This window comes from Streptomyces sp. WAC06614, from assembly GCF_003949795.1.
Taxonomy (GTDB): Bacteria; Actinomycetota; Actinomycetes; order Streptomycetales; family Streptomycetaceae; genus Streptomyces.
Window position 1 is genome coordinate 1 of sequence record NZ_RPRY01000060.1, and the last position, 14458, is coordinate 14458.

Below are 14458 nucleotides of genomic sequence, written 5' to 3' on the forward strand. Positions count from 1 at the left end.
ACCCTCCCACCCGTGCGGCGGTGCGAAGACGTGCTACGTCGACGTGAACGTCGCCGAGATGTGGACCAGCCCCGAGCAGGTGCGGAAGGTCGACGCTCCCGCCCTCACCAACCCCGCCGACGTCCGAGGATGGCTCACGGCCATGGGGCGCGAAGGCGAGGTGCGTCGCGACATCCCCGGCGAGACGCAAGGCCTGTACGGGACCGAGGTCACGGTCGAGAAGACGCAGAAGGACGAGAACGGGCTGCTCTGGGACTACGTCCTGGTGCACCATCAGCCCTCCCCGAAGGACCCCGGCGAGAGCGGCTCGTACCCCGGCTGGGTTCCTGACCGGCAGCTCACGTCCAAGAAGGCGACCCCGCCCGCCGACGCGAAGACGCGGCGCATCACCGACCCCACGGCCTGGGGTTACACCACGCCGGAGGCGGCTGCCGGGTCGAACGCTTCGGGCCGGGCCACCGAGTACTCCTACGGCACCGTGTTCGCCGTGCAGCCGAGCGGCGTCGAAGGGGTGGAGAAGGCCCTCACCAACGACGGCGGCTCCGTCTACTTCCGTGCGGACGACCTGGCCTCGACGCCCTCGAAGCCGACGGGACAGGACGCGGTCGACCAGGCGCGCAAGTTCCTGGGGCTGGACTACCTGTGGTCGGGAACCTCCGGCTTCGGCTACGACTGCTCCGGACTGACCAGCCAGGTGTACGCCGCGCTCGGCATCACCATCCCCCGTGACACCCAGCCGCAGTTCGACGCGGGCGACGGGCGCGGGCCGGCCGGGTCGGCGAAGGGCACCCGGATCGCGAAGGACGACGTCGACGCCCTCAAGCCCGGCGACATCGTGTTCTTCGGCAAGGACGACACGCAGGTGACCCACTCGGGCATCTACATCGGCACCGTGGACGGGAAGGCGACGATGATCGACTCGCCCAGGACCGGCGAAAGGGTCAGGGAGGAGCCCGTCGTCTCTGCGGCCCGCAATTACCTGGGGGCCACCCGCTTCATCCAGTGAACCCCGCCGCATGACAAGTGCGGACGCTGCCCGGGCCCTCCCCAGAGCCGGGCAGCGTCCGCATGTGCCGTCGCAGCGACTCCACTGACGCCAGCCTAGGCACCGCCACGGCCGCTCCGGATCCCCCGAACGGACCGTCCCATTGGACGGGCGTTCGGTGGTTGCCGACTGCACGGATGGAACTTCCCGAGCCGAATCCTGGCATATTCGAAGAGGGCAGATCTTCAGGGTGGAGCCGTGAAGGCAGGAATCTGAGCAGCAACCGCAAACTCATTTCCTCGAATTGAGACTTCCAAGCGACCTATCGGGCATATCGCTGCCCCAAAGGCTGCTCTGATGCGCTGCGCAAAACGTGTAGGCTAAGGGTTATCGAACGAAACTCCGCACAGAAAAGTGCCACGGTACCGGCACGTCGGCGTAGCGGAATCAAGACTGATGGACACAGGAGGGAACGAGTTTTGAACCGGACTAGCCGAGTAATTCGGTTCGCGATGACCGGAGGCGCCGCCCTCGGCGCCGTAGCCCTGGCCGTACCCGCGCAAGCCGCCTCCCCCGCCCGGAGTTCAGCGACTGCTCCGCAGGTGTCCGACGTGTCGACCACAGGCGCGACTCGCGGGATGCAGGTCACCAACCATACCTGGCTCAAGCTGAAGGTCATTGGGGACGGCACTCAGAGCAACCAGTACGGAGATACCGATCCCAGCAAGCTCTGGGAGGCCGGGAAGGCGCCGAAGGTCGGGCAGGTGATCAACCACACGGACACAATCCGATGGGAGGCGAATTACCGCTCCGGATGGCGGGACGTGGTTCTGGAGGCTACGCGCTGGGACGGGGCGCAGTGGCAATGGGCGCTACGCATACAGCCGGGACTGCTCGCTCACGGAAAGTGTGCATACGTATCTCGACTTGGCCGATGCAGTATTCCGAGCGACACGATGCCCTATCCCTATTTTCCTGAGCCGCCTGCGGGAGCTCCTGTTTACTACACCCCTCCCGGCAGGCCGACTGCGTTTGTACTCTCTCGCGACAGTGGAGATCCCCGCGTGCGTTGACTTGCGATTCATGGTCTCCTGCGGGGCAGAAAGCTCTCGGCAGCGCCGGAGGAGCGCCCGACATCGCATCCTGTGGACCGGCCGGCGGCGGGGCCCCGGCCGGTCAACCGCCGACCGCAACGAGCAGTAGCCCTTTGCGGGTTCATGGGATCACAGGATCATCTGATCGGCGTGCGAGGAGTTACGGAGCGGGGACGCTGAAGGAGATCCTCACCTCGGGCTGCTCCCCGTCGGCGAGTCGGGACGTACCACCGTCGGGTACACGATGCAGGCCTCCGCCGCCTCCGCCGGGCGCGAGTTCGACGACGCCGTTCGGCCATGACGCACAGGAGCTGCCGCTGCCACCGCCGGCGAAGCCGGAACCGCCACCCCCGCCGTCATCACTCGATCCACCGAAGCCCAGCCCCCCGGCATCACCGGCGTCGTTCGTGCAGCCGCGGCCTCCTGCGCCCGGGGTGGCCTTCCAGTTCGGGTCGGTCCAGGACACGGTGCGCCGCGGCGCCTTCCCTCCTGTACCTCCGATGCCGGTGCCGTCGACCGGGAGCATCACGTCGGCGTTCCCGCCGCTTCCTATCAGGGCCTTGTCGAGATCGGGGAAGCCGGGCAACCACGACATGCCGCTGGCTCCGCCACCGCCTCCTCCTGCCACGATCAGGCGCGGGTCATTGGTCGACGAGGCCGAGAGAGTGCAGTCGGACTTCGTCGAGTCGCACGTACGGATGTCGCTCGACCCGCCGCCGTCGCCACCATCGACCGACTTGCCCCCGCCGGTCGCCACGTTGACATAGAGGACGTCGCCCGGCTTGACGGGGATCGTGCCCGTCACGACGCCTCCCTTGCCCCCGGCGCCACCCCCGTACTTGCCCGGCCGGCCCGACTCGCCGATCGCCGTGATGTCGAGGGAGGTCACTCCCTCGGGAACGGTGAACGGCTGGTTTGCGCCCTTGGTGAAGGTCTTGCTCCGGGTTTCGGCTGCAGAAGCTGAGGATGCAGCGGGCAGGACAAGGCCGACTGCCGGAACGAGCGCACAGGTCACGAGGAATGTGGCCCGGCCTGCCGTGCGGCCGACCGTACTCTTTCGTGTATTTCCGCGCCAATCAATGAAGGGGCCTGCCCTACCAAGCATGTGGATCCTCCCAAGGCATACGCATGAATTCCTGATGCCGAACGTACCCTTGGCACGGCAAGCCGCCGAAGCTGCTTATCGATCATTTAGGTGACGGAAAACTCCTGGTTTGCTTCCGTGCGGTCGTCGGGGCGTAGGTCCTGCCCCCGACGACCGGACGACGGCGCAGGACGTCGTGGTCAGGAGGAGCTCGGGTCAGCGGACCTCGGTGACCCGGTGCTCCTTGCGCGCGCCACAGTTGGAGTTGTAGACCTGCACGTGCACGTTGCTGATGCCCCCGCCCCAGTCGACGCAGTGGCCCTTGCCGTACACGTAGGCCGGGCCCGCGTACGACGTGTACCGGCCGTAGTCCTCGCCCCGCTCCGAGGTTTCGGGGACTTCGATCCAGAGGGCCAGGTCCACGGCTGCTCCGGGGTTGTTGCGGATGGTCGCGACGCAGTTCTTGCCGTTCGAGGCGTTGTACGTCAGGTAGACGGTGCCCAGCGAGCCGATGGCGGCCGAGTTCACGGTCTTGTAGGCGCTTCCGCAGACCTTCTGCGGCGTGGTGTTGGGCGCGGCGGTGGCGGGCGCCGCCAGCGCGGTCGTGGCCCCGAGGGACAGGGCGGCGCATGCGGTGGTGGTGAGGACGGAACGGGTGAGCCTCATGTTTTCCCCCTGGTGGTCATCGGAGTTGGTCGCTCCTCCATGGGGGACATGCGGGACGGCGGAACGGTTGCACATCGTCCACCAAGGGTGTGAACGCGCCGCCCTGCCGCCCCCCGTCCGCCGCCCTACCGCCCCCGCTCGCCGGCCGGCCGACGGACGGCCTCCACAGGCCCGGGCCGAGGGCACGCGGGGGCCCCGGCCGGTGCCCGACAGCGCTCCCACGTTCCGGCGTCGAACTCAGCCGTCGGTCAACTGCATGCGCACGCTGGAACTCATGGGGCGGCGTCGACGCAGATCGCGATCGCTGTCACGGTGACAGGCTGCGTGCCTTCGTTGACACCGTAGACGCTCCAGTTGTTCGGCGGCTCCGTCGTCGCCGGAAGGAACTGCTCGTTCTCGGGGCGGAAACCACCGGGGAAGCTGTCGTATCCACCGCCGGTGGCCACCTTCCCCGCCGGGCAAAACGCAGTGTCCCGTCCGTACTGGCCCGGGGCGATCTGCGTCCCGCCGCCGCGGACCTGCTGCGCGCCCGTCACGCCCCCACCCCCGCTTTGTGCAGACGCCTGGTGACACGTGCCGGTCTGGGCGACCTGATTGTTGTCACCGTTGACGTTGTTCTGCAGACCGCACACGAGCGGAGACAGCAGATCACCCAGCAACCCGTCGGCCTGTGCTGCACCCGCCCCGGTCATGGTCAGCACCGCCGCGCTCACCATCGCCGCCGCGATCCCAGAGATCCTCTTCACGCGCGCTCCTCATCCGAGTCGACCCTTCGAGTCGCCGAACCCGAACATAGGAGGAACCGCCTCGGAAACACCCGGACCGACACCGCCACTCACTCGTATGTCCCTGCCGCGGCCCCGGCCCGATCTGCCCTGACGCCGAGCGGCGGCCTCGGCCGCAGGGGGCGCCGGCCGGTCGCGCCGTCTTCTCAGACGGCGGGACGTCGCCCTGTCCCACGCAACGGGAAAAAGGTGGTGGGTCTGTCTCCGAGCTGCGACGATGCCCTTGTTTCCGTGCGGAGGATGTTTGTTCGTTTTCGTGTGTGCCGGCTGTGGAGCCCGGCTGACCAGGCGGCTGTCCCAGGTCACGCTGCCGGTCCATGCTCATCAGAAGTACGGGAACGGGGTGCAGCTCCCGGTGCTCATGGAGTCGGGCACGTTCGCCGTGGAACCGGAGCCCTGGGGGCCACCGTGGCGGCAGTGGGAGGAGATCCGTCCGGACGAAGCGGTCGCCCGGGGTGTCTACGCGCCGGTGCACGCCCTTTCCGACGGATCGCCCGGTGCCGTCGTCATCGCGCCGGGTGACGCCGTCGGCACGGTGCTGATCCCTGGGCATCGCGCAGGTGGCTACTGCTGCGGCCTCGACGGTACCGACGGCCCCAACGTGGCCTGCAGCGAGTGCGCTCTGCCCGTGGCGAGCCGGATCGACGACTGCTCGCTCTGGCAGGCGATGTGGCTCGACCCGAATGCCGTACGCCGCCTCCCCGTCGACGACCCAGACGCCGCGCCGCTCTCCTGGTCGGAGCTGATGGCGGAAGGGAAGGCCACACCTCCGTTCGAGCCGCTCGCCGCATGGGGATCGCGGACGGCGGCGGGCCACTGGTCGAACTACTGGTGGTCGTGGAGCCCGCAGTGGGAAGCGGCGGCCGGGCGGGCGCTCGCCCACCTGCTGGCGGCATCGCAGGGCCACCCGGTGATCGTCCCGGACGGCTGGGTCGGGCAGGTCTTCCGACGCGCACTCGACGCCCTGTTGCCCACCGGTCCCACGGCGCGGTACGCCGGCCTGGCCGGACCGGGACTGCCGGCTCCCGGCGCAGACGTCTCCATCCTTCTCGTGCCGTGCCATCCCCGGACGGGGCGGACCTGGACCCCGTCCGACCCGGCACCGCACCTGGTGCCGCTGCCGTTCGGGGTGTGGCTGTGGCTGGCCTTCCCCCGGCCGGAGCTGCCCGTTCCCGCGTCGGGCGTCCTCCCCGCCGGGGTCCTCCGCGACGACTTCGACCCGCCCGCACCGCACCCCAGCCGCCTCTTCCGAGCCGACCCGGAAGTGTTCCGGCAGACCCTGGTCCGGCTGCCGACCGTTCGAAGCCCGTGGCTGCGGGAAATCCTCGACAACCTCACGGACCACATGCGCGCCGGCCTGTTCTAGCCGACCCCCACGGGGACGGCCACCGCGAGAGGCAGACCACCAACGCCCTCGCACCCGCACCCGCACGAACGGGCCTGCCCCCCGAGGCACGGACCGGGTCGTCCGCACGCTCCTCCGTACCCGGCATCGCGCGCTCGGGGGGTCGGGTTCGGCCTTGTCAGTCGTTCATTTCCAGCTCATTGTCATATGCGTTGTTCTGGGTCACCTTGCACGAGTAGTCCGTCGGACGCCCAGGAGAAATCTCGATGTCTGAGCACCGGAGAGTGCTGGAGGATATTCCCGGGTCGATTTCGATCGTAAAGTCGACACGAACCCCGGCCTTTGTCCAACCCTGGAGCGTGACGTACCTGTCGCCGCTCCACGCGGGCGCTGTCCAGGTTGTCCTCTGGCCCGCCTGAAGGGCAGTAGGGTTCGGGCAGCCCCCGTCTATTCGTCACAGGGACCCGTATACCAGAGATCGGACCAGTTGGCGCCCGAGTAGCGTGTGCCGTCGTCGATGACCTTGACGCCGATCGACATGTTGTTGATGATCGTGAAAGGCACGCCGCTCTGAGGCGCGGGATTTCCCTTTGTTGCGGCCTGAGGCTGGCCCCGGGTGCTGTTGCTGATGCCTTCGGCATTGGCGGGTGCAGCAGTGGCGACGGCGCCCATCACCGCAGAGGCGGTGTATGTCCTCCTTGTTGATTCCCTGTCGGGACGTGAATCGAATTCGCATGCAGGCGGTGTTCTCGCCCGGCAACCAGCGAGTAAAGATTCACAGGTGATCACAGATCACCCAACCTCCAATCGGCGGAGGACCGGTACGAACCGGCCCCCGCCGGCAGGAGGACGGCGAGCCTGGAGAACGCGAACCGCGCCCGAGCAACCGGCACCCCGGCGGTCAGAGACCCGTCCGCAGCCGCATCCGATCCTCGACAGTCCCATCGGGCAGACCAGTGGCACCGGTGGGCGGGGTCGGGTTCGATGGGGTGAGGGTGCGGGGCGGCTCGCCGGCCGGTGAACCGCAGGATCCTCCGGCATACCGCGCGAAGGAAGGGCACGCAGTGATACGGGCGATACGGGCCGGCGGCCTGTTCGACGGGACGAAGGCGCTGGGACCCGGAACGGTGCTGATCGAGGGCAGCCGGATCAGGGCGGTCGACACGACCGGCGCCGAGGCGCCTGCGGGAGCCGAGATCGTCGACTTCGGCGCCGAGGCGTGGATCGTGCCGGGACTGATCGACGCCCATGTCCATCTCGCGTTCGACGCCAGTGACGCCGCGGTCGACCACCTCGTGCACGCCGACGACGACCGTGTGCTGGCGGGGATGCGCCGGGCGGCCCGGCGCGCGCTGGACGCGGGTGTCACCACGGTCCGGGATCTGGGTGACCGCGACTACCTGGCGTCGAGACTGCGGGACGAGGCCGCCCTCCGGCCGCAGGTCCAGCCCCATGTCGTCGCCGCGGGTCCGCCGCTCACGACTCCGGGCGGCCACTGCCACTTCCTGGGCGGCGAGGTGCAGGGGCGCGCCGCGCTGGTCGCCGCGGTACGGGAGCGTCACGAGCGGGGTTGCGAGGTGGTCAAGGTCATGGCCAGCGGCGGCGCGATGACCCCGGGCACCTTCATGCACGTGCCCCAGTACTCGGCCGAGGACCTGCGGGCGGTCGTCGACGAGGCCCACCGCCTGGGCATGACGGCCGCCGCCCATGTGCACGCCCCCGAGGCGATCGCCCGGGCGCTGGACGCCGGGTTCGACACCCTCGAACACCTGAGCTTCTACACCGAGGACGGCCCTCGCCCCACCCCTTCTCTGGTGGACCGGATCGTCGACAGCGGTGCGACGGTGAGCCTCACCCTGGGGCGGCTTCCGGACGAGCCGGTCACCGAGGTGGTGGCCGACAGCCTGCGCCGGCTCCGTCCCACCTGGGCCGCGCTCCACCGCGCGGGCGTCGCGACCACGGTGGGCACCGATGCGGGCATCCGCCGGGCCAAGCCGCACGACGTCCTCCCCTACGGGGTCGCCGAACTCGCCGACACGATCGGCATGACCGCCGCCGAGGCCCTGGCCGCCGTCACCTCGGTCGCAGCGGCGGCGTGCGGGCTGGCCGGCGTCAAGGGCACCGTGAAGGCGGGTGCCGATGCGGACCTCCTCGTCGTCGCCGGCAACCCCCTCCACGACCTGACCGCTCTGCGCAGGGTTCGCTGCGTCTACCGCGCCGGATGCCGCACCGGTCGGGGTGAGTCGGAAGCGACCGACCGCGAAGCCGGGGCGTGATCTTCTACTGATCCCGGAGCAGAGTTCCCAATTTCTTGAGTTCTGCATCGGTGAATCTGTCGGGGTAGGAGGCGACCTGTCGAAATGCCTCAAATGTTGCCGGCTCTGCCAGCACCGAGTACATCACGTCTCTCGCGTGCACACCCAAGGTGGGCCAGTACTCCTGCAACTTCCGGCTGTCAGCCCGTACGTCTTCCAGCCTTCCCGCCCTTACGAGCTCCACTGCGCGATAGAAGAGCTTGGGCTCACGGAACAAAGCACACAGCTTCGCTCGGGCTGCTTCGTCTTCCACGTGGTTGCGGCAGAATTGCGCGAAGTTCTTGATCACCAGCTTCCGGTCCAGCTTCTGCTTGCGTTGCGGCCTCTCTTTCTCGGAGGGGAAAACCGCAGGTGTCGGGCTCGAAGGGGGCCCGGCGGAATGGTGTTGCTGAGCAGTTGCAACTGTGGCACCCGGGTGCTCAACAAAATGGATCTCACAGGGAATCTTGAAATTCGCGAAGGCCATGCGCATCACATGCTGCTGGCCGTCTGCCAGTTGCTTGTTCGGGGCAACATCCATGCGCCAGATCCTCTTCCCCTGGGGGCACGACCAGGAGAGTTCCTTGCGGCGTGACCAGGAGAGGTCCTTACGGCATGAACAGGAGGAGTCCGTGGGGCATGACCAGTAGAAGCCCAGGATGCCCTCGGCGTAATCCCCCTCCCGCTGCTGCCGTTGAACATGCCGCCGGTTCCGACTCCCGTGATTGCCAAAATGCTCGCTCTCGGAGATCAGGAGAAGTTTTCCGCCCAACCGAAAATTGACTTGAGCGACCGGCTTGGGCGACCCGAAGGCTTTCCTCAGGACCGTACCATTTATTTCACTGGCACCTTCGGGGTTCATTTCGTAGAATGCCCCCTTCGGCTTCGGGCTGTACGTCTCCGTCGCGGGTGATCCGTGACCCCGCTCGGCGATGAATCCTTCCATCGTGTCCCGCCTGCTGACACCCACCGTTTCTTGTTCGACGGACTCGACGAACAACACCCTACGACCACGAGAGCAATGCTGTACGGGAAGCAGGGCTTCGCGGCAGGAAGAAAATCTTCCACCGTTGCGAGCTACAGATCATGCTTGAAGGCATTCTTTGCTTATGGGCTGCGCATGGGATGGACAACGACTCCTGTCATCGTCATAAGACCCCTGAAGTCTTCGGACCAGCTTTTGAAATTGAAGCTGGGGCTGCGCTGACCGCCGGCCTGCGCTCGGAGCCTGTCCGGGGCAGGGGCGACGCCAGCGCTCCTCCCCTCAAGCGACGCCTTCTGTCGGCGACGGTTGAACGCGGTTCAGGCACGGATTTCGTGAAGCTGGTCAGCTGGTCGTCACGGTCTGTGGCCGGCGACTGGCGGCGATGAGCAGGAGGCGTTTTCGGAGCAGGGGCGGCTTGGCTCGGCCGAACACGGCGCGTTTGAGGGCCTTGAGGTCGTTGACGGGGCCCTCGACGGGGCCGGAGGACCGGTCGGTGCTCATGCCAAACACGACGGCGTCGAGGTCGGGAAGCAGTCCGGCGGCGAAGCCGGCCAGGCTGCTTTGCTTGTCGGCGCAGACGTCAGCGATCCAGTGTCGCAGCCGTTCTCCGTCGTGGTTGGTCATGATGGCTGCGAAGGTGCGGACGTGGCCGACGGTGGCCGTGAGCTCGGGTGAGCGGGCGAGCAATGCCTTGAGCTGCTGCTGGTCGTCCTCGCGCAGGTGGTCGGGGTGGCTCAAGGGGACGGACCAAATGTGGAAGGAGCGAGCCGGGCGAGACAAGGAGTCGGCGATGAAATACTTCGCACTGGAACTGGGAGCACCGGACCTCGAACCTGATCCAGGACTGCCGAGCAGCGTTCCGTACCCTGGTGACCAGTTCGAGGTGTACACCGACAACGGCCACGGCGTGCTCTACGACGACAGCGGTGCAAGCATCCTCGACCAGCACACGTCGCTGAACCCGGCCGTCCTTCACGACGGAATGATGCCCAACTTGATGCTCTACACCCATGAGGCGCTCTATCGCTACGGTCTGCAGCGTCACTGGGAATGGCGGGACGGATTTCGGTACTGGCCCGGTGTCGAGGCTCCCAACCCTTTGTACCTGTGCAACGGAACAGCCGACACCTGCCCCACCACCCCGGAGGCCGAACCGTGAAGCGGACAGCGGCGTTGAAGGACACACGGGCCCCGACAACCCGCCGGAGCATCGTGTCTTGAGAGGAGTCACCTATGGGAAAGGTTTTCGTCGTCGCCCACGGCGCCACCAACGGCACCTCGATCCCCCTGCCGGAAGGGGTGACGGTCACCACCTACGTTCCGGACGGCCAGGCGCTTCCCGGACATCGGCTCGCGGCGGTCCTCCAGACGGGCGGGACCGGGGCGCACATCACCAGCTGGCCCGCCATGGGCAGCTGTTCCAATTATTCTCTTCGGAACCTGGACAACGAGGAAGCTCTGTCAGCAATGGAGGCGGCGCACTACGGGGGAATCGAGGCCGTCTTCATAGGGTCTCCTGGATGGCCGGACGACATCCAATTGTGCTATCCCGAACATTGCGCCCCGGACGCGCAGTGCGCCGGACTCCTCCATACGCTCCACGCCAACGGCTACGACGACATCCATCTGGTGTGTTGCGCGAGCGCCTCTTCTCGACCCGTGCCCTACTTCGACGAGCACATGCGGGAGATGGAGGAGCTGACCGGGAGAATCATCTCGCTGCTCCAGGACGACTCCGACCCGGCATCAGCGGAGCGGCTGTGGGCCGGTCTCGACCCCCAGCAGCAGAATGCCGTTCTGCTGGGCAGCCCGGCCGTCCTCACCTGGCGGTACCAGTGCGAAGGCAGGGACATCCTGGCGACCGAGGGAATCGACAGCCTGTACGCCCTGGCCTACTTCGAGGACACCGAACCCTACGTCGCGAGCTCCTACCTGCAGGATCCCGTACTGAAGCGGGCGATCAGCACCCACGAGGAGGCAATCCTCGGGGAGCTCACCAGGGCGATCCAGGAGGGCGCGGACGACGGCGAGATCCTTGCCCGGTGGACGAGCCGGCCGCCCCGTGCCCGGGCCCACATACTCCAGGGCCACCGTGTCGAGGACCCGGTCGCCGACTGGCTCGTGATGCACCTCCCCGACGGCCCCGCACCGTTGCGCATCAAGCGGCCCCAGCGACGCAGGAGGATCTGAGCCCCGCTCGTGAGGCTCCGTACGGCGAGCAGCGCCTCGCGGCACCGATGTCTGCCTCATCGGCTGCCCGATGGGGGTGTCGAGGACCGGGCGTGGTTGGGAGCATCGAGCGTCAGCACAACGTGAGCGGAGGACGCCTCCATGCGGTACCTCATCCTGGGGCGCGGGGAACTCGACGCCGACGAGCGGACCGTCGCGCGGGGCATCGGGAGGGTCGCGGTTCCGGACGGAACCGCGATCGACGTCTACGCCGACGACGGACGGGGGTTGGTCTACGGCTCGTACCGGCGGGGCATCTGGGACCAGTTGCACGGCCCGCTGCACTTCCTCCACGACGCGGGGACGGTCGTCAACCTGACGCTCCACGGTGACCCGGTCCTCCTGGACGAGGACTACGCGCGGTACCTGGAATCCTTCGGGTTCGCGCTCGTACGGCCGGGCATCGATGCCCCGGATCCGCTCCGCCTGTGCACCGGTGCGCCCGGTGAGTGCCCGGCCGGCGGGGAACCGGCGCAGGACACGACGCACACGTGCGACGGTGTGCTCGGCCTGGCTCCGGGCGCGGAACTGTACTGGCTCGTGTGCAGCTCCTTCGTCCCGGCCGACGAGGAGGCGGTGTCGCGCGGATCGGCCGCGTCGGACAGTAGCGGGAGCGACGGCGGTGGCGACTTCTCGCGGTGGGGACGGTCCGGCGGCCGGCACCCCGACGAGTCGGGCGAGGAGTCGAGCTGGACGACGGACTCGTTCGACCCGGGGTCGAACACGACCGGCCAGGAGTCGGACTCGTTCGACCAGCAGCCGGCCGACGCGCGCAACCGCTACAACCTGGAATGCGCCGTCGGGCGGCCCCTGACGTACCGGGCGGGAGGCTCGGCCTTCCTCGTCGGTACACAGCACTACGTCGGCGCCGAGCAGTACGTGAGGGCCCAGGACGACTACTTCACCGGCGGCATCCGGACGATCGGTTACGGGACGGTCGCGGTCAGCGGCGTACCGCGGGAGCAGAGGGCACACGTCAGGGCGGCTGTCCGACGGTTCTGCGGGATGGGCGTCGAATTCAGTACCGACTCGACGGTGAGCACGGACCTGGAGTACTCGGAGCTGACCCTGTCGGGGTCTGCCGACCTGGCGGGTTCGGGTGGGGGGTCCGGGGCCGACGACCACCGCGAGGCGGACGAAGCGGGGTCGGGAGAGTCCGGGACGGCGGTTCTCCGTGCGTCCACGGAGGGTGGGGGTGGTGCGGACGACCTCTCGCCCATGTCGTCCGCACCCGACGAGTGGCTCGCGGCGCTCGACCCGTTCGCCCAGGACCGGGACGCCTCGGCCGGCTCCTGATCAGCGCCGGTCAGGAGACCAGTTTGTCCTTGAGGGCCGTCAGTTCCTGGTCCTTGAGGCCGAGCCCCTCCTTCAGGTACCGGTCGAAGGTGCCGTAGTGCGCCGTGATCTGTGCCGTCGCCGCGTTCAGGTAGTCCTGCCGGACCTCCTGCATCGGGATCATCAGGTCCGGGTTCTTCATCAGCCCCGACCGCTCCAGTTCCTCGCGCTGCTTCGCGTCGGCCTCGGCCCGGTACACGTTCGAGGCCAGGTAGTCCTGCTCGGCGGTGCCCTGCGCCACGCCCAGCGCCCGCAGCAGGACGTAGCTCATCCAGCCGGTGCGGTCCTTGCCGGCGGTGCAGTGGTACAGCAGCGGGTCCTGGCCGCCGGCCGCGATGTCGCGCAGCGTCGCCGCGAACTGCTCGCGGCTGTCGGGATCGGTCACGAACGACTCGTAGAGCTTGCGCATGTACCCCTCGGCCCGGCCACCGCCGAGCACCCGCTCCTGCTCCGCGGCGTCGCCGCCGGCGAGGGCCTTGCCCAGGTTCTCGAACAGGCCGGCGTCGCCGATGGAGCGGGACGTGGCGGTGAGCCCGTCGGGCAGGCGGTCGGCGCCGCCGTACACGACCTCCTCGGCCGTGCGGAAGTCCACGACCTTCTTGAGGCCGAGCGGGGAGACCTCGGCGAGGTCGTCGGCGGTCAGCTTGCCCAGCGCGTCGGACCGGTGGACGAGGCCCTTGCGTATCTCGCCACCGCTCTCGGTCGGGTAGCCGCCGAGGTCGCGGAAGTTGACCGCGCCCTGGAGCGGGATGTGCCGGATCCCCCCGGCTCCGCCGGTGTCCGCCGGTCCGCCGGCGGCCTGCGGTCCGCCGCCGCACGTCGCCCCGGTGGGGCACCGCCCGGCCGCCGTGGCGGTTGGTGCGCTGAGCAGACCGACGCCCACGGCGACGACGAGGGCCGCGCTCGCGGCGGTGCACAAGCGCTTGGTGATCGGCTTCAGGGCCATGTGTGGGGGTTCCTTCGGAGGGAGCGGTTCGGGGGTGTTTCATGCTGTCAGTGGGGGTTCGGCGGGGGGCAGTGGACCGGGGCAGGATTCGGGGCACGCTCTGATTCCCCGGCGTTCGGACCCGAGCACCACGTGGCGTGTCAGCCGGCAGGAGGCCTGGTCGGGGGACACCCACGGTCGACCTGGCGTGGGACGTTGACGGCAGGGGGCCGGCAAGGAGGAAAGGTCATGGCACTGCGGGAGAAGACGGCGGCCCGGGTACGCGTGGTCACCGGTGGGAACGACGACTACGTCGGAGCCCAGGGCATGAAGATCAGCCCGAGGATCTCCGCCGACACCGGGGCGGAAAGGCTCTGCGCCTTCTACGTGTGCCTCGAAGCCGGGGCCGAGACCGCCATGCACCACCACTGCGCGGAGGAGACGGTGGTCCTGGTGCTGGAGGGCAGCAACGAACTGTGGTTCGGCGACCGGTTGGAGGAGACGGTCGAGGTGAACACCGGCGATCTCGTGTTCATCCCCGCGGGTTGCCCCCACAAGGTACTGGCCGGCCCGGACGGGGTCACCGCCCTGGAGATCAGGTCAGGAGCGATGGAGAACACGGTCGTGGTGGAGTAGCGGCGCGCGGGTCGAGGGGGCGACAGCAGGCTTCGGCCCGGGCCCGCTTCGGCTGATGAGGGCTGCGGTGCCCGGACGGGCACACTTGCTGCACG

Annotated in this window: 14 protein-coding genes; 7 read left to right on the forward strand and 7 right to left on the reverse strand. The window is 68.3% G+C overall.

Annotated features, from left to right (window positions below; all coding sequences use genetic code 11):
• The coding region (locus tag EF918_RS11185; protein WP_221889707.1) for a C40 family peptidase at nt 1-1006 on the forward strand (1006 nt) is incomplete at its 5' end.
• A gap of 1233 nt (nt 1007-2239) precedes the next feature.
• On the opposite strand, the gene EF918_RS11190 is transcribed toward EF918_RS11185, so the two are convergent.
• The 3 genes from EF918_RS11190 to EF918_RS11200 all read right to left on the reverse strand — a co-directional run bounded on the left by EF918_RS11190 (nt 2240) and on the right by EF918_RS11200 (nt 4575).
• Nucleotides 2240-3094 (reverse strand): hypothetical protein, encoded by an 855-nt coding sequence (locus tag EF918_RS11190; RefSeq protein ID WP_125644339.1) that lies wholly within the window; start codon nt 3092-3094, stop codon nt 2240-2242.
• Between the two features lie 285 nt (nt 3095-3379).
• Nucleotides 3380-3829, reverse strand: a complete 450-nt coding sequence (locus tag EF918_RS11195) for a spore-associated protein (protein WP_125644341.1) — start codon at nt 3827-3829, stop codon at nt 3380-3382.
• Nucleotides 3830-4101: 272 nt separating this feature from the next.
• Entirely contained in the window at nt 4102-4575 is a 474-nt protein-coding gene (locus EF918_RS11200) for a hypothetical protein (protein WP_125644343.1), read from the reverse strand.
• 283 nt (nt 4576-4858) lie between these two features.
• Between EF918_RS11200 and EF918_RS11205 the strand changes: the two genes are divergently transcribed.
• Nucleotides 4859-5980 (forward strand): hypothetical protein, encoded by a 1122-nt coding sequence (locus tag EF918_RS11205; RefSeq protein WP_125644345.1) that lies wholly within the window; start codon nt 4859-4861, stop codon nt 5978-5980.
• 426 nt (nt 5981-6406) lie between these two features.
• Here the strand turns inward: EF918_RS11205 and EF918_RS11210 are convergent, their stop codons facing one another.
• Nucleotides 6407-6634: a hypothetical protein gene (locus tag EF918_RS11210; protein WP_185921696.1), complete on the reverse strand. Its 228-nt coding sequence runs from the start codon at nt 6632-6634 to the stop codon at nt 6407-6409.
• Nucleotides 6635-7023: 389 nt separating this feature from the next.
• Between EF918_RS11210 and EF918_RS11215 the strand changes: the two genes are divergently transcribed.
• Nucleotides 7024-8235 carry an amidohydrolase family protein gene (locus tag EF918_RS11215; RefSeq protein ID WP_260610068.1) on the forward strand — a complete coding sequence of 404 codons (1212 nt, stop codon included), beginning with the start codon at nt 7024-7026 and terminating at the stop codon, nt 8233-8235.
• 4 nt (nt 8236-8239) lie between these two features.
• Here the strand turns inward: EF918_RS11215 and EF918_RS11220 are convergent, their stop codons facing one another.
• On the reverse strand, nt 8240-9256 hold the full coding sequence (locus tag EF918_RS11220; RefSeq protein WP_125644350.1) for a hypothetical protein: 1017 nt from the start codon (nt 9254-9256) through the stop codon (nt 8240-8242).
• Between the two features lie 324 nt (nt 9257-9580).
• On the reverse strand, nt 9581-10129 hold the full coding sequence (locus EF918_RS11225; RefSeq protein ID WP_260610072.1) for a transposase: 549 nt from the start codon (nt 10127-10129) through the stop codon (nt 9581-9583).
• Between EF918_RS11225 and EF918_RS11230 the strand changes: the two genes are divergently transcribed.
• The 3 genes from EF918_RS11230 (at nt 10029) to EF918_RS11240 (ending at nt 12763) form a co-directional block, all read left to right on the forward strand.
• Entirely contained in the window at nt 10029-10397 is a 369-nt protein-coding gene (locus EF918_RS11230; RefSeq protein WP_125644354.1) for a hypothetical protein, read from the forward strand. The genes EF918_RS11225 and EF918_RS11230 overlap by 101 nt on opposite strands.
• Before the next feature lie 74 nt (nt 10398-10471).
• Nucleotides 10472-11428: a putative adhesin gene (locus EF918_RS11235; protein WP_125644356.1), complete on the forward strand. Its 957-nt coding sequence runs from the start codon at nt 10472-10474 to the stop codon at nt 11426-11428.
• Nucleotides 11429-11569: 141 nt separating this feature from the next.
• Nucleotides 11570-12763 (forward strand): hypothetical protein, encoded by a 1194-nt coding sequence (locus EF918_RS11240; protein ID WP_125644358.1) that lies wholly within the window; start codon nt 11570-11572, stop codon nt 12761-12763.
• 10 nt (nt 12764-12773) lie between these two features.
• Here EF918_RS11240 and EF918_RS11245 read toward each other — a convergent pair whose 3' ends face one another.
• On the reverse strand, nt 12774-13748 hold the full coding sequence (locus EF918_RS11245) for a tyrosine-protein phosphatase (RefSeq protein WP_125644360.1): 975 nt from the start codon (nt 13746-13748) through the stop codon (nt 12774-12776).
• A gap of 228 nt (nt 13749-13976) precedes the next feature.
• Here EF918_RS11245 and EF918_RS11250 point away from each other — a divergent pair, with 228 nt between their 5' ends.
• Nucleotides 13977-14363 (forward strand): cupin domain-containing protein, encoded by a 387-nt coding sequence (locus EF918_RS11250; RefSeq protein ID WP_125644362.1) that lies wholly within the window; start codon nt 13977-13979, stop codon nt 14361-14363.
• Nucleotides 14364-14458: the final 95 nt, after the last annotated feature.

Bases quoted from the DNA above. Each gene is read 5' to 3' on its own strand.
- EF918_RS11195 (WP_125644341.1), bottom strand. From the start codon at position 3,829: ATGAGGCTCACCCGTTCCGTCCTCACCACCACCGCATGCGCCGCCCTG.
- EF918_RS11230 (WP_125644354.1), top strand. From the start codon at position 10,029: ATGAAATACTTCGCACTGGAACTGGGAGCACCGGACCTCGAACCTGAT.
- EF918_RS11235 (WP_125644356.1), top strand. From the start codon at position 10,472: ATGGGAAAGGTTTTCGTCGTCGCCCACGGCGCCACCAACGGCACCTCG.
- EF918_RS11240 (WP_125644358.1), top strand. From the start codon at position 11,570: ATGCGGTACCTCATCCTGGGGCGCGGGGAACTCGACGCCGACGAGCGG.
- EF918_RS11245 (WP_125644360.1), bottom strand. From the start codon at position 13,748: ATGGCCCTGAAGCCGATCACCAAGCGCTTGTGCACCGCCGCGAGCGCG.
- EF918_RS11250 (WP_125644362.1), top strand. From the start codon at position 13,977: ATGGCACTGCGGGAGAAGACGGCGGCCCGGGTACGCGTGGTCACCGGT.